Origin of the sequence: Pseudomonas sp. TH49 (genome assembly GCF_016650625.1) — a bacterium.
Classification (GTDB): domain Bacteria; phylum Pseudomonadota; class Gammaproteobacteria; order Pseudomonadales; family Pseudomonadaceae; genus Aquipseudomonas; species Aquipseudomonas fluorescens_H.
Map to the genome: position 1 here is coordinate 249636 of NZ_JAEKFL010000001.1, position 26056 is coordinate 275691.

The 26056-nt window shown below is 59.3% G+C and carries 30 protein-coding genes; 1 reads left to right on the top strand and 29 read right to left on the bottom strand.

From position 1 onward, the window contains the following. The 29 genes from JFU48_RS01290 to JFU48_RS01430 form a co-directional block, all read right to left on the bottom strand. Nucleotides 1-1236 carry a DNA circularization protein gene (locus tag JFU48_RS01290; protein ID WP_201135666.1) on the bottom strand — a complete coding sequence of 412 codons (1236 nt, stop codon included), beginning with the start codon at nt 1234-1236 and terminating at the stop codon, nt 1-3. After that, complete coding sequence (locus JFU48_RS01295) at nt 1223-2911, bottom strand: phage tail protein (protein WP_201135667.1); 1689 nt, start codon at nt 2909-2911, stop codon at nt 1223-1225. The genes JFU48_RS01290 and JFU48_RS01295 overlap by 14 nt, the downstream gene beginning before the upstream one ends. 130 nt (nt 2912-3041) lie before the next feature. Next, nucleotides 3042-3338, bottom strand: coding sequence for a phage tail assembly protein (locus tag JFU48_RS01300; protein WP_003222226.1), 297 nt, complete (start codon nt 3336-3338; stop codon nt 3042-3044). Beyond that, entirely contained in the window at nt 3335-3682 is a 348-nt protein-coding gene (locus JFU48_RS01305; RefSeq protein ID WP_003222224.1) for a phage tail tube protein, read from the bottom strand. The genes JFU48_RS01300 and JFU48_RS01305 overlap by 4 nt, the downstream gene beginning before the upstream one ends. 67 nt (nt 3683-3749) lie before the next feature. Further along, complete coding sequence (locus JFU48_RS01310; RefSeq protein ID WP_201135668.1) at nt 3750-5246, bottom strand: phage tail sheath subtilisin-like domain-containing protein; 1497 nt, start codon at nt 5244-5246, stop codon at nt 3750-3752. Next, a complete protein-coding gene (locus JFU48_RS01315) occupies nt 5246-5425 on the bottom strand; it encodes a DUF2635 domain-containing protein (protein WP_103484531.1) in 180 nt (59 codons plus the stop codon). Before JFU48_RS01315 ends, JFU48_RS01310 begins: the two co-directional genes overlap by 1 nt. After that, nucleotides 5422-6006 carry a phage tail terminator protein gene (locus tag JFU48_RS01320; protein WP_201135669.1) on the bottom strand — a complete coding sequence of 195 codons (585 nt, stop codon included), beginning with the start codon at nt 6004-6006 and terminating at the stop codon, nt 5422-5424. The genes JFU48_RS01315 and JFU48_RS01320 overlap by 4 nt, the downstream gene beginning before the upstream one ends. A 159-nt stretch (nt 6007-6165) precedes the next feature. After that, nucleotides 6166-7188: a phage late control D family protein gene (locus tag JFU48_RS01325; protein WP_201135670.1), complete on the bottom strand. Its 1023-nt coding sequence runs from the start codon at nt 7186-7188 to the stop codon at nt 6166-6168. 9 nt (nt 7189-7197) lie between these two features. Then, nucleotides 7198-7410: a tail protein X gene (locus JFU48_RS01330; protein ID WP_201135671.1), complete on the bottom strand. Its 213-nt coding sequence runs from the start codon at nt 7408-7410 to the stop codon at nt 7198-7200. After that, on the bottom strand, nt 7403-7786 hold the full coding sequence (locus JFU48_RS01335; RefSeq protein ID WP_047601251.1) for a phage tail protein: 384 nt from the start codon (nt 7784-7786) through the stop codon (nt 7403-7405). Before JFU48_RS01335 ends, JFU48_RS01330 begins: the two co-directional genes overlap by 8 nt. Beyond that, nucleotides 7786-9921 (bottom strand): phage tail tape measure protein, encoded by a 2136-nt coding sequence (locus JFU48_RS01340; protein ID WP_201135672.1) that lies wholly within the window; start codon nt 9919-9921, stop codon nt 7786-7788. Before JFU48_RS01340 ends, JFU48_RS01335 begins: the two co-directional genes overlap by 1 nt. Nucleotides 9922-10049: 128 nt before the next feature. Beyond that, nucleotides 10050-10631: a phage tail assembly protein gene (locus JFU48_RS01345; RefSeq protein WP_103484526.1), complete on the bottom strand. Its 582-nt coding sequence runs from the start codon at nt 10629-10631 to the stop codon at nt 10050-10052. A gap of 152 nt (nt 10632-10783) precedes the next feature. Next, nucleotides 10784-11290 (bottom strand): phage major tail tube protein, encoded by a 507-nt coding sequence (locus JFU48_RS01350; RefSeq protein ID WP_201135673.1) that lies wholly within the window; start codon nt 11288-11290, stop codon nt 10784-10786. Continuing rightward, nucleotides 11290-12456, bottom strand: coding sequence for a phage tail protein (locus JFU48_RS01355; protein WP_103484524.1), 1167 nt, complete (start codon nt 12454-12456; stop codon nt 11290-11292). The genes JFU48_RS01350 and JFU48_RS01355 overlap by 1 nt, the downstream gene beginning before the upstream one ends. A 2-nt stretch (nt 12457-12458) precedes the next feature. Further along, nucleotides 12459-12644: a hypothetical protein gene (locus JFU48_RS01360; protein ID WP_003222199.1), complete on the bottom strand. Its 186-nt coding sequence runs from the start codon at nt 12642-12644 to the stop codon at nt 12459-12461. A 102-nt stretch (nt 12645-12746) separates the two neighbouring features. Beyond that, the gene (locus JFU48_RS01365; protein ID WP_201135674.1) at nt 12747-13175 is read right to left on the bottom strand and encodes a phage tail protein; all 429 of its coding nucleotides are present in this window, start codon (nt 13173-13175) and stop codon (nt 12747-12749) included. Nucleotide 13176: 1 nt separating this feature from the next. Beyond that, complete coding sequence (locus tag JFU48_RS01370; RefSeq protein ID WP_201135675.1) at nt 13177-15576, bottom strand: phage tail-collar fiber domain-containing protein; 2400 nt, start codon at nt 15574-15576, stop codon at nt 13177-13179. Further along, complete coding sequence (locus JFU48_RS01375; RefSeq protein ID WP_201135676.1) at nt 15577-16212, bottom strand: phage tail protein I; 636 nt, start codon at nt 16210-16212, stop codon at nt 15577-15579. Next, the gene (locus JFU48_RS01380) at nt 16209-17204 is read right to left on the bottom strand and encodes a baseplate J/gp47 family protein (RefSeq protein WP_201135677.1); all 996 of its coding nucleotides are present in this window, start codon (nt 17202-17204) and stop codon (nt 16209-16211) included. Before JFU48_RS01380 ends, JFU48_RS01375 begins: the two co-directional genes overlap by 4 nt. Continuing rightward, on the bottom strand, nt 17201-17533 hold the full coding sequence (locus tag JFU48_RS01385; protein WP_003222189.1) for a phage baseplate protein: 333 nt from the start codon (nt 17531-17533) through the stop codon (nt 17201-17203). The genes JFU48_RS01380 and JFU48_RS01385 overlap by 4 nt, the downstream gene beginning before the upstream one ends. A gap of 14 nt (nt 17534-17547) precedes the next feature. Then, nucleotides 17548-18156, bottom strand: coding sequence for a phage baseplate assembly protein V (locus JFU48_RS01390; protein ID WP_201135678.1), 609 nt, complete (start codon nt 18154-18156; stop codon nt 17548-17550). 3 nt (nt 18157-18159) lie between these two features. Then, a complete protein-coding gene (locus JFU48_RS01395; RefSeq protein WP_201135679.1) occupies nt 18160-18681 on the bottom strand; it encodes a hypothetical protein in 522 nt (173 codons plus the stop codon). Nucleotides 18682-18864: 183 nt separating this feature from the next. Next, nucleotides 18865-19707: a putidacin L1 family lectin-like bacteriocin gene (locus tag JFU48_RS01400; RefSeq protein WP_201135680.1), complete on the bottom strand. Its 843-nt coding sequence runs from the start codon at nt 19705-19707 to the stop codon at nt 18865-18867. Nucleotides 19708-19744: 37 nt separating this feature from the next. Then, entirely contained in the window at nt 19745-19903 is a 159-nt protein-coding gene (locus JFU48_RS01405) for a Com family DNA-binding transcriptional regulator (protein ID WP_201135681.1), read from the bottom strand. Between the two features lie 35 nt (nt 19904-19938). After that, entirely contained in the window at nt 19939-20286 is a 348-nt protein-coding gene (locus JFU48_RS01410) for a phage holin family protein (protein ID WP_201135682.1), read from the bottom strand. 145 nt (nt 20287-20431) lie between these two features. Continuing rightward, a complete protein-coding gene (locus tag JFU48_RS01415) occupies nt 20432-20860 on the bottom strand; it encodes a tail fiber assembly protein (protein WP_201135683.1) in 429 nt (142 codons plus the stop codon). Nucleotides 20861-21128: 268 nt separating this feature from the next. Further along, entirely contained in the window at nt 21129-21551 is a 423-nt protein-coding gene (locus tag JFU48_RS01420) for a tail fiber assembly protein (RefSeq protein WP_201135684.1), read from the bottom strand. 49 nt (nt 21552-21600) lie between these two features. Beyond that, nucleotides 21601-22005, bottom strand: coding sequence for a tail fiber assembly protein (locus tag JFU48_RS01425; protein ID WP_201135685.1), 405 nt, complete (start codon nt 22003-22005; stop codon nt 21601-21603). 511 nt (nt 22006-22516) lie between these two features. After that, a complete protein-coding gene (locus tag JFU48_RS01430; protein ID WP_103520488.1) occupies nt 22517-23251 on the bottom strand; it encodes a LexA family transcriptional regulator in 735 nt (244 codons plus the stop codon). A 209-nt stretch (nt 23252-23460) separates the two neighbouring features. Here JFU48_RS01430 and mutS point away from each other — a divergent pair, with 209 nt between their 5' ends. After that, entirely contained in the window at nt 23461-26043 is a 2583-nt protein-coding gene (gene mutS / locus JFU48_RS01435; RefSeq protein ID WP_007964305.1) for a DNA mismatch repair protein MutS, read from the top strand. Nucleotides 26044-26056 lie beyond the last annotated feature (13 nt).

Consider the following 26056-nt stretch of genomic DNA (forward strand, 5'->3'; position numbering starts at 1 on the left):
TCACTCCCTGGACACTTTCACGTCGTTGGGTGAAAAGCCCGGATGGTTCATCGCGTTGCTCTGCGTCACTTGAGTCACCCGTGTGGCATCGGCAAATTGCTTGTAGGCCACAACCAGCGCCGGCAGGCTTTCCTGGAACGATTTGGTGACCTGTCGCACACCGGATGACGCCACGGCCTTGAGATGCGCCATCAGCGCTTCCTTCACATCGTTGATTGCCTGGTGATGCTTGGGATCGGCCTTATCCAGCATCGGGTCAATTGCCACCCCGACCGCCTTCTGCAGCGCTTTCATTTCGTCGGTCACCGGCACTTCCTGACGGGTCACCGGTTGATCCGCCTGATGCGCCACCGAAGGTGTCGACGACAGTTTCACCGTCGGAGTCGCCACCGGCATCGACGCGACCCACTGCGCCACTTTCACCAGCATGGTGTCCTGCACCAGATCAGCCATGGCTTGCGCCGCCGCGTTGGTGTCCTTGCCGGTGGTGATCTTCGGCGCATCCAACTTGCGGATGGCTTCGAGTTGTTGGGACACGTCGGCAATCACGCCACGGTAGCCCTCCTTCGCGAACGCCTTCAGCTCCTTGATATCGCCGAGCAGGCCCTTGAACTCCGCCGCCACTTCCTTGGGCAATTCCTTCACGGCTTTGACCAGTTCAGTAATTTGCTTGTACTGCTCGATCAGCGGCTTGAGCTGCTCTTTGATCACGTCATAGACCCCGGTCAGGCTGTTGCGCAGATTGGCAATGCCGATCCGCGCAGCCTTGATCAACGTCATCGCCTGCTCGAAGCGCGCCACCGCAGAACCCAACAAAGTGTCAGCCTTGGCCAACAGAACTTTTTGCGTACTGACCGTGGCAGTCGGAAACGGCAGCGGCCGATCGGGATAGAACTTCAGGCTGAACGTCACCAACCCGCCGTCCTGGCGGGTGTGGGTCATGTCGCATTCGCCAACCTTGACTTGCAGGCGCCCCAACCACGGATGCACCAGTTCACCACTGCCCGCCTCCAAGGCCTTCAGCAGCTTGTCGCGCTGCTCCAGGCAATCGGCGCCGATGATGAACGCCGTGATGTCGTGGGTCTTGGCCTGCTGGCCGAGATCCTCGAAATACGGCAGGTCGCGTTGCGGGTATTCATGCAACTGACCTTTGCGACCGACCGGGGTTTTCGCCTGGTCGATCCAGAACCCGACACCGCGAAACGATGCTGGCAACAAACGGTCACGCCAGTTCATTGGAACCTCCTGCCGACAGCGAGCGATAGCCGATGCGCGAAGACAGCGCCAGGCCCGGTTGATTGGTTTGCGGTTGATCGGTGCGCAGCCCGGCCGGCGCATTTTCGAAGCGCACGGTCAGGCCGCCTTCGAGTTGCGTACGGTTGTTGGCGGCGCTTTGCTGGATCAGGGTGTTGGAGGTTTGCGACAGTGAGCCGCCCTGCAGAGCAGGTTTATCCTGCGCGATGTCAGAGCCCGACAATGCATTCGACGCTGGCTCGCTGTTGCCGCCAAAGAACGCCGGCGCCAGCTCACCCTTACCTTCGGCATTGGTTTTTTTCTGAGCTTCGGACAGGCCTTCGATCTTGCCAGTGATTTTGGTGACGAACCCACCAAAACTGCCGCCGAGCATTTCCCTGATCGGCGCCATGTACGACTCGATCTTGTCCGCAAACTCTCGGATGCGATCGGTCAGCGGCGACCACTTCAAGTCAAACATTTCCAGCGGTGACCCCATGAACGGCAGACCGAAAATCGCGCCCAGCGCCATCATCACCGCACGAATGGACTCCGCTTTTTCGGCAAAGAACGCAGGCACCTGGCCCCAGAGTTCGTTGATCTTGTCCATGGGAACGTAGTCGTTGAAGACACTGCGCAACGTCTCCTTGAGCGGCACGACCAGCGCTGCCAGCAAGTCCCAAATGGCCGCGAACAATCCGGTGACAGGTCCCCAGTTATTTACTATCAAGCCCAGCGGCGTCCAGCCAAAGCCCTCCTTGAGGGCGGCGAAGGTCGAGGCCACGTTTTCCTTGATGCGCCCGAAAATTGCCGCAAATATCGGGCTGATTGTTCCCCAGTTATTGAGGATCATGCCTTGAGGAGTCCACGCGAACATCGACTTGTAGAACTCGATCACAGGCACCGCCACGGCCTTTAGACCTTGCCAGAATGCCCTGAAGAACTCGGTGACCGGGCCCCAATTGCTGATCAGCATCCCCAAAGGCGTGTAACTGAACATCGTCTTGAAAAACTCGGCCATCGGCATGACCACCGGGGCGATTTTCTGCCAGAGCCCGATAAAAAACGTCGAGATCGGTTTCCAGTAAGCCACGATCAAACTGGCGGCCAAGGCAACGCCCGTGACAATCAGCATGATCGGATTGGCCTTCATCACCATGCTCATCACGTCGAACACCTGGGTCGCACCGGCCACGGCGGTTTGCATCGCCGAAAACGCGATCGCCCCCGCCGCCAGACCTTGCACCAGTTCCGGGTTGTCATCGAGCAAACTACCGAAACCGGTCAGCATCGGCTCAAGCCCAACGACCACAGCACCGACCGCCGGCACCAATGCGGCATTCACCGCATTGGAGACCTTCTCCATCGACGCACTGAACACGTTCATGTTCTGCGCGGCGACTTTCGGCGCCGCAGGCAGATCCACGGTTTTCGCCGTCTCGCTGACTTCAGTCAATTTGCCCTGAAACGCCGCCGCCGATTTGATCCCGTCCACGAACGGCGTGATCACGCTGCCGCCCTTGAACAGACCACTGATATCGAGCTTGCCAAGTCCGGTCTGTTCGAGATTTTTCTTGAAGCTCTCGACCTTTACTCGCAGGGCGCCGAGTTTGGGCGACAGTTCATCGATGCCCGTGATCAGCACCGGTGTTTGCACTTTCTTTTCTTCGTCTGCCATCACTGCACCTGCTGCATCGCATTGATCCGTTGCGCGTGCTCCAGCGATTCGCGGAGCACATCCAGTGGCCTGGCCATCATCTGTTCGGGGTCAACCTTCCAGAACCAGGCCAGGTCATAGGCGACTGCGATCAGGTCGGTGATGGCTCCGACGCCGCACTCATGAAAAAACTCGCAACGGCCCAGCTCAGCGCGTTGAGGTCAGCCAGATCGAGCTGGTTGACCGACGACGGCGGAATGCCGGCGCACACGGCGATGTATTTGGCCGCCACGTCCATGTCGAGGCTGACTTCTTCGCTCTTGTCGATCTTGTACGGCAGCGCCTTGATCGCTCGCACTTCCTGCACCGTCGGACGGCGCAGGACGAGTTCGGTCAGGGGCTCGCCGTGAGCTTCGATCGCAACCTGAAGCTTCACGGCGCCGCTCATTGCCAGGTCCCCTTGATGCCTTCGAATTTCAGTTCGATGGTGGCGTCATCGCCCTTGGAAACCGGTTCTTCGACCAGATAGGCACCGGCCAGCACGTAGACTTTGCCGTTGCTGAATTCGCAGGTGACGGTGATGTCGGTGCCTTCAATCAGCTTCTTCAGCGGGAAGTCGGCGGTGTGCAGCGCGGTCACTTTGAACGACGGCGCAACGTCGGTTTCCTTGTAGAAACCCGGTACGACGGTTTCGCGTTTGACGGCCATCAGCGGGGCTTCGCAGCCGCCGCTGATAGTCAGTTGTGCACCGTCGACTTTGACGTAGCAGGTGCCTGCAATCACTTGACCCATGGTGTTACTCCCTTCAAATAAAAAAGCCCACCGAGGTGGGCTGAATGCTTACGGCCTAACGCGGCGATCAGGCCGCGTCGTCGTATTGCAGACGGAATTGGTTGAGCAGTGCGAACACGCGCAGACCGTTGATGTAATCCGGCGGGAACAACACGTTCACGCGGCTCGGGTCCTGCACGTCGCGCTCGACGATCAGGTGCTCGGCGAACAGTTCGGCGTTCTCCACGTGGCCTTCCAGTTCCAGCTTGGCGTACTGCGCGATCAGCTCGCCGCGAATGGTCGCTGGCGTCACGATCGGCTGGCCGGCGCCGAAACGGGTGCCGTCGGAAGCCAGTTTGTGGCGACCGTATTTGCTGGTGATCACGCTTTGCAGACGACGCACGATAAACGCCGACTGGTGCATGGTTTCGCTGTCCAGGTAGGAGTTGTCGGCCTGACCGTAAGCGTTCTTCTGGTAGGTGGTGATCGAACGCTGGATGCGCACGTAACCGCCTTCGTAGTAGGCCGTGGCGATGCCGTAGTTGAGCAGCGACTGACGCTCGGTCAGGGTGAAACGTTCGCTGGCCGGCGCCGGATCAACGCCCGGCAGGCTGCCGCTTTGGGTCGGACGGCTGGCATCGGCGGAGATGAACACCGCGGTGCGCGCAGCCAGTGCTGCAGCTTGTACCCAGAACGGTTGCGGTACGCCCGGCTCCAGCGCCTGAATGGTCATGTGCTGGTCGTTGCGGCCCTGGCCTGCGGCGACCAGAGTGCCAACGGTGCCACGCTTGGCGCTGTAGACGTGACCGAACAGTTGCTTGGCCCACGACCAGCGACCGGTGCTGTCATCCATCACCGCTTGCCAGGTGTTGAGGGTCGACAGATCCGACCAAGGCAGTGCGATGAACTCGAACGGCTCGTCGCCCAGTGCAGCCACGGCTGCGACCTGGTCAGGCACACCGGCACCACCGGTCATGGCGGTGATCGCGGTGGTCAGGCCGGCCGGAGTTTCTTCGCCGTTGCTCTTGCCCAGGCGATTGAACTGCAGGCTGATGTCGTTACCACTGTCGCCCGTCCACTTGGCGCTCAGGGTCACTACACCTTCGGCAGCGGCAGCGCTGACCGGCAGATCGGCCGTGGCGTTGATTTTCTGTGCCAGTGCGGTGGCTGCCTGAGCAGCGGTGGCACCGTTGACCACGGTGGCCTGCACCCGCACACCAGCGACGTACAGGTTGAGCACGCCAGCCTGGGTCGCGGTGCCGGTCAGGGTCAACACGCCTTTGGCGATCGCGCCTTCAGCGTTGTGCAGCGGCAGGCACCAGATCTCGCCGATCGGGTCGGCCTTGCGGAAGGTCTCGTACATCGAGGCAAGCATCGAGCCCTGACCACCGATGCTTTTTGCCAGCGCGACGCTGGAGACCAGCACCAGTTTGCCGACTTCGCTCGGGGCGATATTGTCGTTGACCTGAGCGACGATCAAACGGCGCATGGTCGACGTCGCGCTATTAGCGGCCGAGTTGTCCATTTCGGCATAGAACAGCGGTACACGAATGTCCGCGGGGATGTTGCTGAATCCGATCGCCATTATTTGGCTCCCTGTGCTTTGACTTTTACGGTTTTGATTGTGATATCGCCGTCGGCCAGACGCCGGCGCCACCAGGCGCTGTCCAGCACTTCACGGCCTTCGAGGGGCAGCAGATCGCCCGCTTCCGGGTCAGGCACGGCACGGCCAGCGGCCGGCAGTACGGTGATGCGATTGCTCATGGGGTTACGTCTCCAGAGAAAGTCAGTTCCACGCGCCCGTCAGGGCCCGGGTGTTTCAGATTGGGGTCGGCCGGATCGATCGCATCGACCCGCACGGTGACCCCGGTAAAGGACGACAAACCGTCCAGTTCACGTTCGTGCCAGCTCTCCGCAGGCTGACTTGGCAGATTGCGGCCAAGCTGGAACTCGGCAAAAAAGCGCAGCCGATAGAAGGCCCGGCTGCTGTTGATCGAAACCATTTCGCCGCCGTCGTAGACGATGGCGCTGTAATCGGTGCCCGGCTTGAACCCCACCAGCGCACGCCACAGTTCGGCGCGCAGGTCGTGCAACAGATCCAGCGCTTTTGTAGCGTCGGTTGCGTCAAGCGCGAGGACGATTTCGAAGCGGTCACGGATCGGTTGGGCGGTGAGGTTTTGCGCGGTGCTGGTACTGGCGAGATCGGCCAGCGGCAGCACGTGGGCCGAGGGTGTCGGCAGATCGGCGTTGCCTTGCAGCAACGCCAGATCGACACCCACCGAAATGTGATTGGCAAGCCCAGGGCATTGCCCACGCAGTTGCGTGAGGATCGGGGTGATCTTCATGGTGGTGTTCCAGAGTTGAAATGAGTTGCAGAAAACACCGCGAATCCACTGTAGGAGTGAGCCTGCTCGCGATGGCGGTGCCACATTCACAATCAATGTGCCTGACACACCGCTATCGCGAGCAGGCTCACTCCTACAGGGGACTCGCGGGCTGTGAGATCAGGCTTTGGCTTTCGGGTCGAGGCACGCGGCATCGATCACGCAGCGATAGCTGTTCTCGCGATTGCCGCTGGCGGTGACTTTTTCGATCGACCAGCGACCGCGCATGAAGTCCGGCCAGGTCTCATCGAGCAGCACCAGACCTTCGGCTGCCAGCAGTGGATTGCCGGGACAAGTGATTTTCACCTTGTACTTCTGGCGCAGCATCTTGCGCACTTCGCCCTCGCCGACGGCGATTGCATCGGCTTCAGTGGGTTGCTTCTGGCGGAGGGTCTTGAACGGCGCGATTCCTGTTTCAACCCAGCGCAACACACCTGCAGCGCCATCCCAAAAACAGGTCTTGCAACCCTTGGTCTGCTCGCGGGCAGACTCCTCCAGCGTGGCGCTGACGAACGCGTGATCGCCGGGACGGTTGTTGCTGGTCACCGACAATGTCACGTCCGCCAGCACCTGGCCCGACAACGATTTGGTCTGGCCGGGACGGGCCAGCACGTACACGTCGTTGTAGGGTTTGGTCACCGCGTTGTACTTTTTCGCCAGGCGCGTCAAAAAGCTCATGTCGGTTTCGTTGGACTGGTCGACGTGCTCGATCCTGATCATCGCCACCTCGGGCGCGACGCGCGGTGAAAAGCCATGGCTCGACACCAGTTCGCGAAACAGCGCCCCCAGTGTTGTCGGGCCATGACTGGCCGTGCGACGTTGCTTGAAGCCCGTCTCGTCATCCTTGCTGAACGGCGCCGCCGTGGCCACCAGCGTCAGGCGAAACGGGAACAGCGTCGGCGTCAGGCGCGTCACTTTGAACTGGCCCTTGTCGACCATTCCCGACTCCAGATAACCGACCTCAAGGCCGATTTTTCCACCCAGATTCGGCAGCCCTTCGAGGCCTTCAAGATCAATCGTCAAGGTCAATTGATCGGACTCGAAACCGGCAGCGTCGATGTGCTCCCAACTGATCAGGCGTTGATTGAGCAGATCCGCGTTTGCGCCGTAAATCTTAACGACCGGCGTAAAACCCAGTGTCATGCAACCTCCTTAATCCCAGGCCGTGAGTGGTTTGATCGTGGCCGGTTTCGAATCGAGCTCCGGCAACGTGACCCAAACGCCCGCGGGCAGGATCGGGCCGTGCTCGGCCAGGGTCGGGTTGAGTTTCCACAGAGCTTCTTCGGCGGCGTCATCACTGCGCCCGGTTTCGCGGTAGAGCAGCAGATTCACCGAATCACCGGCCATGCTTCGGACCTTACGCATTGTTGAACTCCGTCAATCCGACCACCCACTTGATCACCATCGCGGTGCCGTCATCGATGACCTCGCTCTGGTTTTCGTCAATGCTGTTGATCCGCCACAGGCCCCAGTTGCGCCCGATACCGTCAATCAACGGCAGCGGCACACGCTGTGCCTGAAGGGCGCGCAATTCATCGAGTCGATCCATGGCCACGGCATACATCGAGGTACCGCTGATGGTCAGCGATTCCGCTTTCTGCCCGGTCTGACTGGACTTGGGTTTGCTGGTCAGGATCTGGATGTCGCTCCAGCCACCGTCGGACTTTCGCGCCAACGTGCTGTAAGCAAAGTTGCGCGAGAGGCCGAAGATGAAACTGCCTAAAGCCATTTGTTGTTTCATCAGTCGACTCCATCAGTCAGGGCTGCGTCACGGCGGGTGGCGAGGCTGTTGGTGTTCATCAGTGGAATGAATTCGTTGCTGAATTGAGATCTCAGGTGAAAGTCGACCAACTGACCGATCTTTTCCACACTGCCCGGGTCGCTGCAATACACCTGAACGGTGGGCGCGTAGGGGGGTGGCACCGTGGGCACCGTGGGCGCCTGGGCGCTGGCCAGCGCCTGACTAACCTGAGCCGGTGCTGCGAGTTTGTCCGGTGTGGTACTACCGAGTTTTTCGCCCAGAAGGGAACCGCCCTCACTGCCCAGCCAACCGCCAAGCAATCCACCGAGAAGGCCGCCTATGGCCATGCCGGGTGGGCCACCCACGGCTCCGAGTGACGCGCCGAAAGCAGAGCCTGCAAGAGCGCCGGCCATTCCACCGCCCGCTGCGCCGACGCTTTTGGCTATCTGGGTTTCGTCACCAGTGGCCACCCCCGCCGCCAGGCCTGCGAGGGCAGCGACGGTTTTTACAGGCCAGGGCATTGCGCGTGACAGAGGGCGCATGGCAGCGGTGGTCGACTCCAGGAGCGGAGCCCGCACCCGCGAAGTTTGCTCGAGGATCTTCAAACCGCTGCCAGCAGCGGCGGCCCCCGCTGTGCCGGTGGCGGCACCGGTGAAAACGGACAGGCCCTTATCCACGACTTTCTTGCCAACCCGGCCTTTGATATCGCTGCCAATGGCATCGAGCGCTTGATCGAGCAACGGTTTGAGAAACGCGCTCACCGTCAACACCATGCCAGCAGTTTTCGGATAGGTTTCAGTCAGTTCACTGAGCTTGTCGACCCCGGCAGAGGCCAGCGAATCGCTGGAGGGTGCCAACGCGTTGCCTTTGGCGACGGCCAATCGTTCGCTACGGGCATTCAGAATATTCAGCTGTCCTTGCTGAGTACCGGAAAGCGCCAGGGCAGCCTGTTTTATCGACCCCTTTTCGCCCAGCTCCGACGTCGCGTATCGCTGCTTGTCCTTGACCTGCCAGAACGTCTCATTAACCTCGCCGAGGTTTTGCGAGAGTTTCTGCGCAGCATCACCGCCATCGGAGAACAACGTCCTGGCCAACACTGCGCGTTGTTCTGGCGGTCTGGCGTTCAATGCGGCCAACACTGTCAGCAACGCACCTTGCGCATTGTCCTTGTTCGGATCACGCATCGCCGCAGACACGGCCCTGGGATCGAGCCCCAGTTGTTTCCACGCACCCTGTTCGGCAACAGAGACCTGGTCTCCCTTGCTCAAGGCTGTGGAAATGCTCTTCAACGCGACGCTTGCTTCACCTTCTTTCGTTCCGGTGTTCAGCAAGGCTGCCGACAGCGCTGCGGCTTGCTCGGGTTGCAACCCCGCAGCAATCGCCGCGTCGCCGGAACGCTGCAACACCGAGCCGATGTCTGCCGCGTTTACATCTCCGGGCATTTTGCCCAAGTGGTGAGCCGCATCTGCCAGATCAATGGCCTGATCACGGGTCAGTTTCATCGAGGTACGCCAGGCCGCCATCATCTCGGCGACTTGTAGCGCAGGCACCTTGAATGCTGACGCGGTGAGCGCAGCGTCATCGGCAAACTTCAGCAGTTCGAACTGCTTGTCCGAGGCATTGGGCAAGTCGATGCCAATCCCCGCCTTGGCACCCAACGCCGCGGCATTGAGCAATTCGACCCCGGTGGTTCCTCCGGCAGCCACCAACGGCGCACTGGCCATGATCAGGCTTGCCTGAGCCATTTCCTTGCCCTGAACTGGAGTCAGTCGAGCGACTTCGCTCACGTTCGCAGCGGCTGTGTCCATCGCGACAGCGGCTTTAAGCAGTTCGGGAGGGACGGCGCCGGCTACCTTGTCTGCAGCCTTCTGCGCGGAAGATCCGCCTTCACCATTGACCGCGCTCTTCGACAAAGAACGTTGGGTCGCCAAGGTGAGGATCAGCGAATCGATGGCTGCAGTCAGCGAAACGATTCGGTCACTTGCCGTACTCAACGCATTCCTCAGGTCGGCGACCTTATCCCGATCCAGGCCTACTGTAGTCGTGCTCGTTGCTGCAGTGGTCAAGCCGATATTGCGGCTCGCGGAACCCGTGCTCTCACCGGCGTACATGAGCGCGTTTTTACTCTCTGCCATGCCGCTCTACTCCTGTTTCACGCCAAGGCGAGTGATCGCTATGTCATAGCGGCGCAACGCCTTTTCGGCGTCCCATTCCAGAATCTCCGCCTCACTTACCGGGTAAATGAGCGGGACGATATCGAGGATTACTTCGATGTCGCGTTCCGAAAGTAGGCCGCCGGCTGGTTTAAAAAATCGTCGATGCGCACCTGCAATTGCGTCCAGTCAGGGACGCTCAACTGGGCCAGATCGGGGATCATCAGGCCGGTGCAATGGGCAGTAATGAACTCGGCGCGTTCCTTGGCCGTTTTCAGTTTCTTCATCACTTTGGTGGCGCGCAGTGCGGGCATTTCCAGCGACAGCGAGGTCACGGTGCGGCCGGTCACGGCGAGCGGTTGCAGCAGCTGCACTTCGTCAGGATCGTCGGACTTTTCCGCGTCCTCGACCTGCTCCAGAAAGTACGCCGTCGGACGGGTCGACATCTCGTGCACGTACTGGGCGATGCTCACGTAGTCCGGGCGTTTCAGCTGGTCGAGTTCCTTGACCGACAGGCCGGTGGCGAGCAACGCCAGTTCGAAGAACTGATCGTCTTCATCATCGCCGGCGCGTTCCAGCGCTTCTTTCTGAGCGGCGTAGAACAGCGGCTTGAGCTGGATCTGTTCGATCTGCGCGCCGTCGTCACCGCTGATCGGCGACAGCAGGTCATGCTTGGGTGGCATCCACGACATGTATGAATTCCTTGGTGATTCTTTTAGATCCACTGTGGGAGCGAGCTTGCTCGCGAAGGCGTCGGGTCAGTCAACATCAATGTTGAACAACAGACCGCTTTCGCGAGCAAGCTCGCTCCCACAGGGTTTTGTAATTGCCTGTAAGCCGCGGGTTACGGCATCAGCACCGCACGGCGCGCATCACCGAGGATGTCGACGCCGTTGAGCACGAACTTCTGGGTGCGCACGTCGATGTCGATCACCGGGATGCCGTTTTCCAGGCGGTTGTAGGTGCGGCAGGAGAACTCCAGAGTCGTCAGGGCTTTGCCGCCCATCTTGATCGCGTCTTCACCCATGGTTTTGAGCTTGCCGCCGATGGTGTGATAGGTGAACCAGGTGTTGCCGTCCTGATCCTGACCGGCTTCACGCACGTTCAGCAGGATGTCGTCGCCCAGCTTCACACCCATCGCCAGCAACACTTCAGCACCGGTGCCTTGCAGCTTGAGCGTGGCGTTCAGAGCCTTGGCACTCTTGGCCATTTCCTCAACGATGAAGCGCCCGCCCGTCATGCTTTCCATGTCGAAATCGATTTTCGGCGGGGTGAATTCCTCAACGGTCGCCGACAACGGCAAACCTTGCAGGGTGGCCGCGATGGCCTGTCTTACGCGGTTGGTAAACATTAGAGAACGTCCTCCAGGAACTGCTCGATGATTTCATCGCGGGCGTTGAGTTGATAAACCATGTGTTCGTTCGGCGCGTAGCGGCCATAGTCGATGACCACGTACCAGGTGCCGTTCTTGTACTTCTCGACGCTGTTGAGTTCCGGGTGCAGGTACACGCTGCCGCCAGGAATGGTTTCGTCGGCGACCAGAGTCTGCAGCCAGTCGTTGATGCGCTTGACCTCCTGATCCATGAACGACTTGGTCAGGTTCTTGGCCATGGCTTTCTGGCCGGCCTTGACCAGCTTGCGGCTGATCGCATCTTCGAGGCCGACGTAGCTGATGAACTTGCCGGTGATCGAACGGTTACCCAGCAGCGAGAAGCCACCGAGCACCGTGCGGGCGTAGTAGCTCACGCCGTAACGGTTGAGCAGATCGCCTTCGGTGGAGGTGTCGAGGATGTTGTACTCAACGACCCGGGACACGTCTTCGGCGTAGGTCACCTGGTTGCCCGGGCTCTCCCACTGCTTGACCTTGGCCAGCGCGGCAATCGCCAGGCTGGACGGCGCGAGGAAGACGTTTTTCTTCGCGGCTTTCGAGTACACCGCCGGCATGTTGTGCACCACCAGGCAACGGTCGAAACCGAGGTCGGCGCCGCCCAGTTCCTGGCTGTAAGCCACTTGATCAGCGACCGAAGCGTCTTTGCCGTCCAGTACCACACGGGCCTTGATGCGCTTGCCGAACGAGGCGAACTCGCTGGCCACGGCTTTGGTGCCGGTGAAGCCCGGCGCGCCGATGATGGTCAGGTCTTCCGGGACGCTGCCCAGCGCGGCCAGACCGAGCTTGCGGCCGGTGGTTGGATCGACACCACCGATCACCGCGTTAACGGTGTCGGCCGGGGTCGCGCCCGCTTCGACGATCACCACGTACACCGGCACCTTGACCACTTTGAGGATCTGGTAAACCGCGTGGTACAGCGTGCCCTCTTCGGCGCCGGTCGGATCGAGCAGCGCGTGAGTGGTGAAGCTGTTGATACGAAACGGTGCGTTGCGCGGAATCAGCGGATCGGCTTTCGGCGCGGTGCCGACCAGACCGATGACGTTGTCACCCAGGCCACCCATGGCCTCGGGGGATTCAGTGGCATTGACGGTAATGCCGTTGTGCTCGAAGTTCAAAACCTCAGCCATGTTCAGTCAGCCTTCTTGGCAGCGGCCTTTTTGGCCTGGGTGGTAGGTGTTTTCAGTTCCAGTCGACCGGCGGTGTGCAAGGCACTGGCTTCGACGTCGAGCAGATCAAGGTCTTGACCGACGCTCGACCAGTGCCCACCGCCGGTGGGGAATGGGACGAGCACGGTGTAGGTTTGGCGGGTTGCCATTTTTCGTTTCTCCATAAACGGGAAAGCCCCTCGTGGGGAGGGGCTTTGGCGGTTGTTGATTGGTTTTAAGCGGACAAGAAAACGCCCCGGGGTGCGGGGCGTTCATTGGGGCTGTTCGGCGATCCAATCAGGTTCGACGGGACGCGCGTCTGCCGACGGAAACTCTAAAGATTGTGGCCAGTCGCGCAGGTCGCGAATGTAGGTCAGCAACTCGTTGAACTGGTCAGCCGTCAGAGTGGGTGACTGATTCAGATCAAGTTGGTCTCGATGACGTTCGCGCAGCCACAGAATCCCGTTGATCTGTTCGTCTCGCCAATCGCGTTCTTGCTGCGCTCTCTCGACTGACGTCAGAGCGGGAGGATCAATCAGGATCGGCAGCCCCTCATCGTCATGACCGCAAACCTTGCCCAATGGCCGATTAGCAAAAACTTCCAGATAGCGATCCTCAGTAATCGGAACTACGTCATCGGGCATGGTGCTGTGCAGGCTGTCCAGATAGGTGCTGCCAGTTGTCTTACTGTAATAACGCATGTCATGCACCTATTGCGAAGTAACGGAAGTTCGTTGTTGCCACATTTCCGTAGGCAGTGAAGGACGCCAGGCTTATCGCGGTAGCTCCCAGCGAATGGGCTCCACTTCCCGCATCTGTCGCCACCATCTGATAAACCTGTGAACGAAAGGCTGTCGGGTAGTTGAAGGTCTGAGTGGTTCCCTGCATAGAGGCCTGTCCCCATTGCAGCATCAGGCCTCCCAGCCACGACGGGAACACTATGTATCCATTAGGAGCGAGGCTCGCCTCAAAGCCGAGACGAAGCTTTTTGGGAGTGACGATGGCACTGTCATCTGAGCCAGCATTCACCTGAATTTGGGTGGCTACCTTTGCCGAGCCTTGTTTGATTTCGGTCGCTTGTTGGGCAAGAACGGACAACGCGGCAATATCAATGCTTCCCTGATCGACCGGTGCGTTCCAGGCCTTGATGCACCACATCACCGCTAGGTTGCGTGGGCGTGTAACCCCCCCCTCAACAGGGTATTCGCCTACACTAAGGTTGGAAGCTGTGTAAGTAATTCCGACACCCGGATAATCGGTCGAGCGATAAACGTCCGCTTGAGCTTGCGCTGGACTGCAACGCAGGGTGTCGACCGAAGAACCGCCGGGTGTGTTGCTGTCGAACGTCGCCAAAGTACCGAGTTGATAGCTGCCAATTGCCCGAGCAGGGTCCGCGCCGCGCCCATGATCCCAACCCCGCAGAAACTCTCCTCGCGACTCCGGCAAGCGGAAATTGCCCGTCCCCTCATTACCTTTGTTGTAAGTGGTGCCGAGATAAGCCGCCAGATCCGGATAAGTCGCAATGCTCTGCACACTGCCATCGAGCTCCAGATAACCGGGAGCGACAATACCCGTCGGGAACGCCAGGACAGCGCCAATCGGAACGGCAGATTTCAACCGTTCGACTTCCTTGGCCAGTGCGGCTACATCGATGGTTCCCTGATTGACCGGGGCGTTCCAGGCTTTGATGCACCACATGACAGCGACGTTACGGGGCCGAGTTTCGGTACCACCTCGGACTCCAGTGGTAGCCATCTGCTGCCCTTCTCCCGAGTACGTCGGAGCACCAGATGAACTCGTTCCGTGATACGCCTGAATCGTCGGATACTCATTACTCATGAAACCAGGGCGATTACTTAGTGGCGGATGATTGTGCGACTTGAAGTCATCAGTCTGATACGTGCCAACACCTCGCCCCGCATCCACCCCACGCCCATGATCCCAACCCCGCAAGAATTCCCCACGCGCCTCAGGCAACCGGAAATTCCCGACACCCTCATCCCCCTTGTTGAACTTGCCACCCAGATAGGCGCTCAAGTCCGGGTAAGTCGCGCTGCTCTTGACGCTGTTGTCCAGCTCAAGAAAACCCGGCGGCGGTGCATCCACCGGGAACGCAACAATCGAACCCACCGGCAATGCCGATGCCTTGGCAATCAACGCCTCGACTTCAGCCTTGGTGTAGGAATCCTTGATGCCAAACCCGGCCAACGTTTCAGGATTCGCACCTGCCGTCGCCCGACCATATTCATCAACCGTCAGACTCTTGTAAGTCCCGGCCGCAATCCCCGTGCGCCCGGCGAGCATCTTGAAGGTCAGCGCAGTCGTGCCAAGGGCGATCGGCGCATTGGTGGTCAGGTGCCACAGCGAATCGCCATTGGCCGTGCCCTCCTCCACCATGACCGTCAGGCCCGGCGTGACCTTGGCGCTGGTATTGGCATCAGTCGCCCGCACCCAGTCGCCATTGGCGACGATCCACAGGCCGTTGTCCTTGGCCAGGGTCTGGTTCGCCAGCAGCACGCGGTCACCGGCAATCACGGCCACGCCGTCGATCTGTTGCGCACCGTTCAGCACGATGTTGGTAGAGGCCGCGACGCGCACCGATTGCTTGCCATCGAGTTTGCCGAGTTCTTCGGCGAGGTAACTCATGACCCAGGCACGGGTGGCCTTGACCACGGTGTCATCGATCAGCAGCGTTACCAGCGATGCATTGCTGGTCTCGAAAATCGAGCGAATGTAGAACTCTTTGCCCGAGCCCGAAGTCGCCAGCACCGGCTTGAACGACTCCGGATATTTGACGATGGCGTAGAGAATCCCGGTGTCGGTCCACAACCCGGCTTCACGCACGTACCAACCGCCAACGTCCGGCGGAATGGTGACTTCGGCGAGCAGCCAGCTCGGATTCTTCTCGTCCTGGAACAGGGCATTGAGCGGCCCGCGCCAGACTTCGCGTTTCAGCGCGGTGGCGGTCGCGGCCGGGTTGTAGACCGCGCCGCCGCCGTCGCCGACGGAAATCTGCGTCAGCTTGATCGGTGTCCCCGCGGCCTTGCACGCCGTTTCGTAGGCAATCCCTGCGTTGGTGAGCAGGGTGTAATAGTCAGCCATTCAGGCCCCCTGAGGATAAATAGTGGATGTTTCGACGGTGTACATCGCGGCGGCCATGAACGCCTCGCCAGAGGTTTCAAGCCCTTCGATGAACACCGGATAAACCGTCGTCAGCTCACCGCAGAAAGTCGCGGCGGCGATGCAATGGCTGCCGAACGCGCTCAAGCCAACCGTCACCGAAAGAATGTCTCGTTCGCTCTTGGCATCGGCCAGGCGTCGGTCGAGACGGGCGTCGATTTCTGCGCTGTAGGGTTGCTCGCTGAAGGCGCGCACGGAGAAGCTGTAAGGCACGCCGGGCGGCGTCTGTTCGTACCAGGCGCGAACTTCCGGGCGCAGTTGCAAACCCTTGGCTGCGTTTTCCAGCGCCTTGCGAGTGCCGGCCTGCCGCGCGGTGGGCCAGGCCAGTTCGACGGTCAGGCGCTTTTCCGCTTCCGGTGCGCTGGTGCTCCATTCGGCGACACCGCGATCCGCTGCCAGATACGGCAGGAATGCGACCGGTGTCTCGCTCGGGTTCATCAGTTCGGGGAACGGCGGCGCGATGCGATCAAGCAATGCGCCAAAGCCCAGATCCAGCCCGCGCTCGAGTGCCGAGCTGTTGGCCGGCAGCAACGTCGGGCTATGCGTTGGCTCACTCATAGCGTCAGCACCTCGACCTCGACCGCCGTGCAGTACGGCGCCTGAAACGCCGTGGTGACGATCGGCGCCAGCGGTTCAAGAATCTGCAGTTGCACGGCGCCAGCGCTGTGCAGCGTGTAGTCGATCCAGCTCGGATCGACCCGCCCTTCCAGGCGATGACAACTGTCGGCGTAGGCCTGCAATTGCTGCTGTGCGGCGACTTTGGTCAGGCCCGAGTCGGGGCCGGAATTGATCTTGGCCACCACACGAATCTTGTAGCGTTGAATGTCCGCAGCCTTGACCGTGACCAGGTCGGTTTCAGGTCGCACATCAGGGCGGGCGAAGTGCTGACGCACGCCATCGAGCAATGCGGCGGATGGCGTGCCATCGCCGTCTCGCGACAACACCGTGACCTGCACTTCGCCCGGCGCAGTGCGCCGACCATTGCCGTCCTTGACCTGTGCCGCCAAGCCGTCCGGGTTGAAGGTGTAGGTGACGTTCACCACACCGGCATCGCTGGATTCGACCTTCACCTTCGGCCGCTCACCGAGGGTGAAAACCTCGCGGCGATACTGCATTCGCGAGCCCGCTGCCGGGGCGTGCGGTGCCAGGTAATAGCGCAGCCGGGCGTCGTCGTCGCTTTCGTAAATCGCGGGTACCGGCGGGAAGGCTGCAGGATCGCCCGGATCGAGCAACTGCCGCTCCAAGCCCATGTCCGCCAGCCGTGCATCGAGGTTGCTGCCGGTCGCCCACCACGCCAGCATCTGCTTGATGCGAGCGTTGTATTTGCGTTCATGGGTTTGCAAGCGCACGCAGAAGGCTTCCAGCGCCAGGGTCAGCAGCTCGCTTTCGTTATCGAGGCTGGTCTTGAGTTTTGCCGCGCTGTCGGGCGCTCGGGCGCCGACGTATTCGATGACGAAGGTCTTGAACTCGGCGAGCAGGTCTTCGAAGGCGTCGACGGTGATCAGCGCCGGTTCGGCCAATTGGTTCTGGCCGGGGATCAACATGCTCATGTCACTACCTCGAAGGTCTGTTGACGGTTTTTCCAGGTGCCGGCGAAACGCAGCAGCAGACCGGCGCCCTGACGGCTGGCGACGATCACGCTCGGCTGAAAATCGCTGATCCCGTTCTGCGCGTTGTAAAACGCCTGAGCCGCGTGGCTCTGCGCCAGAAGCAGAACGTCGTCACCGAGGTTCTGCCCCAGCAGCGTGGGGATCAGCGAGCCATAAAGGGGCCTTTTTTGCCGGGTGCCCAGCGGCGTGGTCAGGGCTCGTGTCGCGCGCTGCACAAACTGCAGCCAGTCGTCGACCGTGGCCCCGGAGTCTCTATCGATTCCGATCATGGGAAGCTCTTGATTCAAGGGCTGATGACGCGGCCCTGGTGATCCACCAACGGGCCGCTGAAGTGCACGCCCGAGGCGTCGATGCTCAGGCCGACGCCGCCCAGTTGCAGGCTGATCAGCTGTGGCGTCATCGTCAGTTGCGCCGGGCCGATGCTCAGTGCAAGCGACTCGCGAGAGCCACTGAATGCGGCCGGACCGTTTTGCCAGTGCAGGGTGTGCGTGGCGTCGTCGTAGCCGCTTTCGCTGCCGTCGACATGCACCCGGCGCGTCAGCGTCGGTACCGTCGCCGTCGGCGGAAAGCGGTCACTGTTGAGGCCGAACAACGCCACGCTTTGCGCGCCGCTTTCACCGCTGCCGTAGTTGAATAGCAGGCACTGCTCGCCCACGCTCGGAATCCGCGATTCGCTCTGCGCTCCGGCGCTGGGGTTGAAGAACTTGATCGACGGCGTGAGCAATCCTCCGTGGCTGACTTGGCAGGTGTTGCTCGCGGCATCGACGGTCTGGCAAATGCCGATGCGACAAAAACTCTCGGCACGTCGGTGCAGGTCGTCGATTTCCGCTTCCATCTCCGCCAGCCGCTCGATGATCGGCCCCAGTTGCATGCGCAGTAATGCGTCGAACATCGGTCAGGCCTCCAGCGCGGTGTATTGGTCGGGGTCGTCGATGTCGCTGACTTCCCAGGTGCGAGCGAATTTCGGTGTGCCGAGCGGGTCGTCGAGCAAGGTTGGGCCGAGATAGAGGGTCTGGGTGAAGGTCAGCGTCCACGCCTTGAATTGCTGGTCGGCGCGTGTGAGTACTGACGGCAGACCATCAAGGTTCATCGGCAGATCACATTGAGCACCGGGCAGTCCCCAACGGTTGTCGGTGATCAGGTTTTTCAGTACGGCGATCAGATCGCAGGCGGCAAATGCGCTCGCAGAAAGTGCCGGAATGACTTGCAGCGATACGGTCATGACGTGGGCGATACGCCCGTCAGCGGCACGTGCGCCCGGTGCATTACGGTCGAAGTCGATCAACGCCCAGGCCTGAGCGCCGGGTGCCGTGAAGTCGTCGTGATTGCCGACCTGCAGGTTCAGGCCGGCGCTGTTGCGCAAGGTTGTCGCCATCGCCGTGAACAGCTGCGAAGGCTGCTGGATCGGTGCGGGCATGCATGACCTCCTTTTCAAATGTCCACGCGCAGCCTCGCCGCAGAACATGCAGCGAGGAAAAAAAATGAGTGATGGCCAGATGGCTTTTAATTTAAATCGAATACTTTAACAGCACGCAACTCGTCGAATAAAAACACTATTAAAAGGCCTCCCAGGGAGGAGGCCAACTTCAGAATTAATTAATTAAAAACTCCACAAAGGAATTTCTTTTGGATCCCACGGCTTGTTATCCCACTGAAATACACGCTTTGGTAAAATTGTTGGCGTGAATCCAAATCGCGCCCAAACAGGTTTTTCGCTGACAATAGAGAAACTGCCATTTGCCTGAACTTTTGCCATCGCACCTGGTTGGCCGGCAGTGCCGGTAAACCAGAGCGGTGTATTGTTTTGGCCATAGATCACAAAGTTCCCATCTCCCTGCATGACTGCACGGGTGGCGCCTTTATTCTGTGTCCAACTCGCCCAAAGGACACCCAGAGGCCCGTTTGAAACCACCAGATTTCCGTCCGATTGGAAGACCAGAGTCGTCCCTCCAACAACATATCGACGGTCAACCTCAAGCGTTGTGCCTGCCGGAATATATACGGACTCCACAGATGGGCTGATCGGAATGGCAGAGTTGCTTGACCAGACAGGGATCGAGTCGACCACTACAAGGTTTCCATCATTCTGCAGAGATAGATAAGCACGATTGTAAGCGGCCCAGATATCAGCATTGAGAGGCGTGCTGTTAGCGGTGCCCCACATACGGCCGCGCGTTGGATCATTGAGGAACGCGTAATACATCAGATAAAAGTAAATTTTTGAGTTGTCTATCTGCTTTCCAGAGCTTGTATAGGGTTGACCGGCAATCGCCACCCAAACTGTATTTGCTCCTTCGTAAATCGCCAGATTGCCGTCGGATTGAACAATCAATTTAAAACGCTTGTCTGGCGACTGAAGATATTGTCCAGAAGACATTTCATGCAGTGGCAACAGAATCGAACTGCCGTCGGTTGTAAAGGGGTAACGCGGTAATGTAGCCATATATATCACCTATAAGTCGATTATTTATTATTAGCAGTCAATGCTGCCCTGGTTCGCTCACAGGCGAGTTTTTAAAGCATCCCGTTTTCGCGTAATTCAACGTCCTGCATCTAGGGCATTTGATTTGCACTTGATGAAGTGGATCTACTTTTGCGAGTAACCGATTACATTTGCCACAACGAAAATCGCTCAACATGAAATGAACTCCTTTTCAAATACCGCTGTATTTTTTCATTGCTCCTTATTCGTATTGGCGGGCGGAACTTCGCAGACGCCGATGCGCTTGGCAGCCCAGCGTTCGTACAGACCTATGGCCACGTCGGCGCCGGCCATTGCGGTCAGGCAACCGAAGGCGCCGGCGGCCCAGATCGACATGCCGGCGGCGTACAGCAGCATGATCGCCGAGACGCCGCAGATCATGCAGGCGCCGGAGCGCAGGGCCAGCCGCCGCAGCAACGGCCAGCCGCGGGCGCCCTCCTTGTCGGCGCGCCACATTTCGCCGGACACCCCGCCCACTACAGCGAGGAGGATGACCAGCCAGATCGGCATGTCCGCCAACGCTTGTTGCTCGTTTGTCATGTCACGCCTCCTGGTTTCAGTTGATGAGTGATGTGTGTTGGGTTCAAGCGATGTCTCTTCAGGTAGGCATTCCAAAAAGCCCGGCACTGAGGCCGGGCTTTTCAGTAATGCGCTCCCGCTGACGGGGTTGACGCTTATGCCTGAATCAGAACGGAGCCACTGGCCAGTCAATCGTGTAGGGATAGCCAGCCTGTTTTTTCACGTCGGAGACTGCAATGTAATATTGCTGATAAGCGAGCCAAGCGGCTTCTTCCTCTGGCGTGGCAACACCGAGATTCACCTTGTAATTGACCGGGTTGATATCAAGCCAGCCAGCGGCTACGCCGAGCCGCTGTCGTACAAACAGCGTTACCTGATCAACATGGTCTTGATAAGTGGGCTCAGAAAACTCCCAGCCATTCGCGCCGTATGTAGCCTTCCAGCCCACTTGAACAACGGTGTCAATTGCAAAGCCGTACCAACCGCCGGATATGCCCGTGGGATTGGTGTCAGGTTGTTCCTCAGAGACCTGAATCATTACCGCCTTGGAATACGCAGCAATATTGCTCATCTCAATGAAAACGTACTTCTTCATAATATTTCCTTATAACAAAATGGGCCGAGACTAAGTTCTCGATGCGCCGCACAGATTCAGTAAGGCGCAACAGGCCAAATGATTTTTTTCGGATAGCCGGACTGTTTTTCTATGTCACTGACAGCGATGCAATACTGCTTGTGAGCCAGTAGCAACGCATGTTCTTCTGGGGTAGCTACAGAATCAGGCAGGCATTTCAAAAAGCCCGGTGGTGAGACCGGGCTTTTCCGTAATGCGCTCTAGAGGCAGGCGCGTTAACGCATTTGCATCAGAACGGGGCGACTGGCCAGTTGATTGTCGGGAAGGTGTTTTGTTTGATAACTTCGCTGACGGCAACGCAGTACTGCTTATAGACAAGCAGTGCCGACTCATCTGCCGCAGTGGCGATGCCTAGATCCAGCTTGTATTGCAAAGGGTTGAACATCAACCAGCGCCCGGCTGCGTCAAAGCGTTGTTGCATGCGGCCATTGGTGGTCATCTGTTGCTCGAGGAGAGTTGTCTCAACATACTCATCGCCAAAAGGCCCCCAGCTGATTTTCATTCCCGGTTGCGCAATGTCGTTACCGGTGATGTTTCGCCATTGGGCAAAAGGTTCACTCGCCGGAACAGCGGGTGCCGCGCCCTCAGAGTCGACTATCTGAAGAATCACGGTGTAACCCATTACTGTGGTTGTAAGTGCGTAACGATTCATTCCAACTTCCTTTTTATTGATTCCCAGCGAACGCTGTTTTTCATGTCTGTCAGTACGGGGCGACTGGCCAGACGATAGTTGCCGGATAACCCGGCTGTTTATCGACGTCGCTGACGGCGATGCAATATTGTTTGTACGCCAGCAGCAGGGCTTGCTCTGTTGGAGTGGCAATGCCGGTATCAACTTTGTAATTCAGCGAGTTGAGCAGCAGCCAGCCCGCAGCGAAATTCAGCAACTGCCATTTCTGCTGTTCAGCTTCATTGCGCAGGTCTTGCTCGGAGGGCGGCGTGAACGTCCAGACGCCATCGAATGTTGCGCCCCAGCCGACGCGAATCTGCGTATTACCTGTTACATCAACCCAAAACGAAGTTGGCGAAGCAGGTGCTTCCGGGCTGACTTCACTTTCCTTGAGCTGGGTAACTTTGCTGTATTCAACCAGTGCATAGAGATTCATTTAGTCTTCCTTTGTGTAGTGTTAGCGATGAACGTCGTGATGAAACCTGGCAGGCATTCCAAAAAGCCCGGCACTACGCCGGGCTTTTCAGTAATGCGCTCCTTCGCCTTCCTTCAATTCCTGTGTTCGAGAAGGAAGCTGACTTTTCGGCGCTACTGGCGCGGTACGAGTCCATTCAAATTGTTTTTCCGACCGCGGTCCCTGCCCGCCGGATAACTGCTCTTGGTGCTTTACGCTGCACACCCGGGTCAGTTGCCAACCCTCTGAACCGTTGAGGCCGGTTCATCGCTGCCTGTTCTTGTGGAACTAAAGAGCTGTTGTTGCCAGCCGCTTTGTCGAGCGGCTTGGTGGCAAGGATATGCATGGATGCATATACAGTCAATGCATAAATGCATTTATTTATGCGCAAGAAATGCACCGACGCATGAAGGCCGCATAAATCAAGGCGTTGGGGGTTTTACTCGGGCGAAAAAAAACCCGCCAGAGGGCGGGTTTTCAGTGAAGGGGAAGTCTATCGGGCGTACATGCCCCACCAGAAGACGTGACCGAGGATGACAATCTGCTCGTCCTGCATGTCCTGGAAGCTGTAGTCCTCGTCCGGATGCTCATCACGATTGAAGCTGCGCAGACGGATGCCGGTCGGCAGGCGATAGAGCTGCTTCACGCGCAACTGACCGTTGTGATTGATCGCGTACAGGTCGCCATCGATGATGTCGCCGATCCCGCACTTGCCGGCGTTGACCCCGACCGTGGCGCCATCACGCAGTACCGGCATCATGCTGTTACCGCGCACCGTCACGCATTTGGCCTGGTCGAACTGCACACCGTTGTGGCGCAGGCTGCGCTTGCCGAAGCGCAGGCTAGAGCGTTCGCTCTCTTCGATGACGAATCTTCCTGATCCAGCAGCCAATTCAACCTCGCGAAGAAAGGGCACCGACACCTCGTCATCATCGACAGGGGTATCGTCGTCCCACAGGCTTATGTCCTTGAGTTCCGCATGCACGTCATCACGCGCGCCGCCCGTCGCCGGTGCGACGTCTGCGCGGCCGCGCAATTGATCAGTGCTCACATTGAAGTATTCGGCGATCTTCGAAATGTGTTTATCCGAAGGATCGACGATCTTCCCGCTGAGAATCCGCGAGAGCGTTGATTGAGGCACGCCGGTGCGACGGTGGAGCTCCGTAGGGGAGATCCCGTGCTGGTCGAGCAGTGCTCTTAAGACGGAGGATACGTTGCGTTTTTGCATAACGCGCATAGTGCTTGAAGTTTTTTCCGAAGACAAATGCTGATTTGCATAAATCGTGCATATATCACAATTAAACGCAGAAAGCGCCAGCGGACTGTCATGCCTGCGTCAAGCAGACCGCCCATGGTAACCTTGCGCCCATCGCGGAAAAGCCCGGCGGTTGCCCTTGCTTTTGCCCTACATCATTTAACGAGTTACCTGACAATCCGATGAATAAAGCCGTCTCCGACCTGTCCTCCCACACCCCGATGATGCAGCAGTACTGGCGCCTGAAGAACCAGCACCCGGACCAGCTGATGTTCTATCGCATGGGCGACTTCTACGAGATCTTCTATGAAGACGCGAAGAAGGCTGCCAAGTTGCTCGACATTACCCTGACCGCGCGCGGTCAGTCGGCGGGACAGGCGATTCCGATGTGCGGGATTCCTTACCACGCGGCGGAAGGTTATCTGGCGAAACTGGTCAAGCTCGGCGAGTCGGTAGTGATCTGCGAGCAGGTCGGCGATCCGGCTACCAGCAAGGGGCCGGTGGAGCGCCAGGTGGTGCGGATCATTACCCCGGGCACGGTCAGTGACGAAGCGCTACTCGATGAGCGCCGCGACAATCTGATTGCGGCGGTACTGGGCGACGAGCGTCTGTTCGGTCTGGCTGTGCTGGACATCACCAGTGGCAACTTCACCGTGCTCGAGATCAAGGGCTGGGAGAACCTGCTGGCGGAACTGGAGCGGGTCAACCCGGTAGAGCTGCTGATCCCGGACGACTGGCCGAAAGACCTGCCGGCGGAAAAACGCCGTGGCGTACGTCGTCGTGCACCGTGGGATTTCGAGCGTGACTCGGCGCTGAAAAGTCTCTGCCAGCAGTTTTCCACGCAAGACCTGAAAGGCTTCGGCTGCGAAACCCTGACCCTGGCCATCGGCGCCGCCGGTTGCCTGCTGGCCTACGCCAAGGAAACCCAGCGCACCGCCCTGCCCCATCTGCGCAGCCTGCGTCATGAGCGCCTGGATGACACCGTGGTGCTCGACGGCGCCAGCCGCCGCAACCTGGAACTCGATACCAACCTGGCCGGCGGTCGCGACAACACCCTGCAGTCGGTGGTCGATCGCTGCCAGACCGCGATGGGCAGCCGCCTGCTGACTCGTTGGCTGAACCGTCCGCTGCGTGATCTGACCGTGCTGCTGGCGCGGCAGACCTCGATCACTTGTCTGCTCGATGGCTACCGCTTCGAAAAACTCCAGCCACAGCTGAAGGAAATCGGCGACATCGAGCGGATTCTGGCGCGGATCGGCCTGCGCAATGCGCGCCCTCGCGACCTTGCTCGACTGCGTGATGCTCTCGGCGCCCTGCCACAACTGCAAGTGGCGATGACCGACCTGGAAGCGCCGCACCTGCAACGCCTGGCAACCACCACCAGCACCTACCCGGAACTGGCAGCGCTGCTGGAAAAAGCCATCATCGACAACCCGCCAGCGGTGATCCGCGACGGCGGCGTGCTGAAAACCGGTTACGACAGCGAACTCGATGAGCTGCAATCGCTGAGCGAGAACGCCGGCCAGTTCCTGATCGATCTCGAAGCCCGGGAAAAGGCGCGCACTGGCCTGGCCAACCTGAAAGTCGGCTACAACCGCATTCACGGCTACTTCATCGAGCTGCCGAGCAAGCAGGCGGAATCCGCTCCGGCCGATTACATCCGTCGCCAGACGCTCAAGGGCGCCGAGCGCTTCATCACGCCGGAGCTGAAAGAGTTCGAAGACAAGGCGCTGTCGGCCAAGAGCCGTGCCCTCGCCCGCGAGAAAATGCTCTACGAAGCGCTGCTGGAAGACCTGATCAGCCAGTTGCCACCACTGCAGGACACCGCCGGCGCACTGGCCGAACTGGATGTGCTGAGCAACCTCGCCGAACGTGCGCTGAACCTTGACCTGAACTGCCCGCGCTTCGTCAGCGAGCCGTGCATGCGCATCACCCAGGGTCGTCACCCGGTGGTCGAGCAAGTGCTGACCACGCCGTTCGTGGCCAACGACCTGAGCCTGGATGACAACACCCGGATGCTGGTGATCACCGGTCCGAACATGGGCGGTAAATCCACCTACATGCGCCAGACCGCATTGATCGTGCTGCTGGCGCATATCGGCAGCTTCGTGCCGGCGGCCAGTTGCGAGTTGTCGCTGGTGGACCGGATCTTCACCCGGATCGGCTCCAGCGATGACCTCGCCGGTGGTCGTTCGACCTTTATGGTCGAGATGAGCGAAACCGCCAACATCCTGCACAACGCTACCGAACGCAGCCTGGTGCTGATGGACGAAGTTGGACGCGGCACCAGCACCTTCGACGGCCTGTCGCTGGCATGGGCGGCCGCCGAGCGTCTGGCGCATCTGCGTGCCTATACTCTATTTGCTACGCACTATTTCGAGCTCACCGTGTTGCCGGAAGCCGAGCCTTTGGTGGCCAACGTGCATCTGAACGCCACCGAGCACAACGAGCGCATCGTGTTCCTGCACCATGTGTTGCCGGGGCCTGCCAGCCAGAGCTACGGCCTGGCGGTAGCGCAACTGGCCGGCGTGCCGAGTGAAGTGATCGTGCGTGCCCGTGAGCACTTGAGCCGACTGGAAGACACCGCATTGCCGCATGAAGCGCCCAAGCCTGCCGTCAAAGGCAAACCGGCCGCTCCGCAGCAGAGCGATATGTTTGCCAGCCTGCCGCACCCAGTGCTCGATGAGTTAGCCAAAGTGGATCTCGATGACCTGACCCCGCGTCGAGCGCTCGAATTGTTATATGCACTCAAGAACCGGATCTAAGCACTAAAGAACC

What these genes read in the sequence shown, in the direction of transcription:
- JFU48_RS01290 (WP_201135666.1), bottom strand. Translation starts at nt 1,236, where the DNA reads ATGAACTGGCGTGACCGTTTGTTGCCAGCATCGTTTCGCGGTGTCGGG.
- JFU48_RS01295 (WP_201135667.1), bottom strand. Translation starts at nt 2,911, where the DNA reads ATGGCAGACGAAGAAAAGAAAGTGCAAACACCGGTGCTGATCACGGGC.
- JFU48_RS01300 (WP_003222226.1), bottom strand. Translation starts at nt 3,338, where the DNA reads ATGAGCGGCGCCGTGAAGCTTCAGGTTGCGATCGAAGCTCACGGCGAG.
- JFU48_RS01305 (WP_003222224.1), bottom strand. Translation starts at nt 3,682, where the DNA reads ATGGGTCAAGTGATTGCAGGCACCTGCTACGTCAAAGTCGACGGTGCA.
- JFU48_RS01310 (WP_201135668.1), bottom strand. Translation starts at nt 5,246, where the DNA reads ATGGCGATCGGATTCAGCAACATCCCCGCGGACATTCGTGTACCGCTG.
- JFU48_RS01315 (WP_103484531.1), bottom strand. Translation starts at nt 5,425, where the DNA reads ATGAGCAATCGCATCACCGTACTGCCGGCCGCTGGCCGTGCCGTGCCT.
- JFU48_RS01320 (WP_201135669.1), bottom strand. Translation starts at nt 6,006, where the DNA reads ATGAAGATCACCCCGATCCTCACGCAACTGCGTGGGCAATGCCCTGGG.
- JFU48_RS01325 (WP_201135670.1), bottom strand. Translation starts at nt 7,188, where the DNA reads ATGACACTGGGTTTTACGCCGGTCGTTAAGATTTACGGCGCAAACGCG.
- JFU48_RS01330 (WP_201135671.1), bottom strand. Translation starts at nt 7,410, where the DNA reads ATGCGTAAGGTCCGAAGCATGGCCGGTGATTCGGTGAATCTGCTGCTC.
- JFU48_RS01335 (WP_047601251.1), bottom strand. Translation starts at nt 7,786, where the DNA reads ATGAAACAACAAATGGCTTTAGGCAGTTTCATCTTCGGCCTCTCGCGC.
- JFU48_RS01340 (WP_201135672.1), bottom strand. Translation starts at nt 9,921, where the DNA reads ATGGCAGAGAGTAAAAACGCGCTCATGTACGCCGGTGAGAGCACGGGT.
- JFU48_RS01345 (WP_103484526.1), bottom strand. Translation starts at nt 10,631, where the DNA reads ATGTCGTGGATGCCACCCAAGCATGACCTGCTGTCGCCGATCAGCGGT.
- JFU48_RS01350 (WP_201135673.1), bottom strand. Translation starts at nt 11,290, where the DNA reads ATGTTTACCAACCGCGTAAGACAGGCCATCGCGGCCACCCTGCAAGGT.
- JFU48_RS01355 (WP_103484524.1), bottom strand. Translation starts at nt 12,456, where the DNA reads ATGGCTGAGGTTTTGAACTTCGAGCACAACGGCATTACCGTCAATGCC.
- JFU48_RS01360 (WP_003222199.1), bottom strand. Translation starts at nt 12,644, where the DNA reads ATGGCAACCCGCCAAACCTACACCGTGCTCGTCCCATTCCCCACCGGC.
- JFU48_RS01365 (WP_201135674.1), bottom strand. Translation starts at nt 13,175, where the DNA reads ATGCGTTATTACAGTAAGACAACTGGCAGCACCTATCTGGACAGCCTG.
- JFU48_RS01370 (WP_201135675.1), bottom strand. Translation starts at nt 15,576, where the DNA reads ATGGCTGACTATTACACCCTGCTCACCAACGCAGGGATTGCCTACGAA.
- JFU48_RS01375 (WP_201135676.1), bottom strand. Translation starts at nt 16,212, where the DNA reads ATGAGTGAGCCAACGCATAGCCCGACGTTGCTGCCGGCCAACAGCTCG.
- JFU48_RS01380 (WP_201135677.1), bottom strand. Translation starts at nt 17,204, where the DNA reads ATGAGCATGTTGATCCCCGGCCAGAACCAATTGGCCGAACCGGCGCTG.
- JFU48_RS01385 (WP_003222189.1), bottom strand. Translation starts at nt 17,533, where the DNA reads ATGATCGGAATCGATAGAGACTCCGGGGCCACGGTCGACGACTGGCTG.
- JFU48_RS01390 (WP_201135678.1), bottom strand. Translation starts at nt 18,156, where the DNA reads ATGTTCGACGCATTACTGCGCATGCAACTGGGGCCGATCATCGAGCGG.
- JFU48_RS01395 (WP_201135679.1), bottom strand. Translation starts at nt 18,681, where the DNA reads ATGCCCGCACCGATCCAGCAGCCTTCGCAGCTGTTCACGGCGATGGCG.
- JFU48_RS01400 (WP_201135680.1), bottom strand. Translation starts at nt 19,707, where the DNA reads ATGGCTACATTACCGCGTTACCCCTTTACAACCGACGGCAGTTCGATT.
- JFU48_RS01405 (WP_201135681.1), bottom strand. Translation starts at nt 19,903, where the DNA reads ATGTTGAGCGATTTTCGTTGTGGCAAATGTAATCGGTTACTCGCAAAA.
- JFU48_RS01410 (WP_201135682.1), bottom strand. Translation starts at nt 20,286, where the DNA reads ATGACAAACGAGCAACAAGCGTTGGCGGACATGCCGATCTGGCTGGTC.
- JFU48_RS01415 (WP_201135683.1), bottom strand. Translation starts at nt 20,860, where the DNA reads ATGAAGAAGTACGTTTTCATTGAGATGAGCAATATTGCTGCGTATTCC.
- JFU48_RS01420 (WP_201135684.1), bottom strand. Translation starts at nt 21,551, where the DNA reads ATGAATCGTTACGCACTTACAACCACAGTAATGGGTTACACCGTGATT.
- JFU48_RS01425 (WP_201135685.1), bottom strand. Translation starts at nt 22,005, where the DNA reads ATGAATCTCTATGCACTGGTTGAATACAGCAAAGTTACCCAGCTCAAG.
- JFU48_RS01430 (WP_103520488.1), bottom strand. Translation starts at nt 23,251, where the DNA reads ATGCAAAAACGCAACGTATCCTCCGTCTTAAGAGCACTGCTCGACCAG.
- mutS (WP_007964305.1), top strand. Translation starts at nt 23,461, where the DNA reads ATGAATAAAGCCGTCTCCGACCTGTCCTCCCACACCCCGATGATGCAG.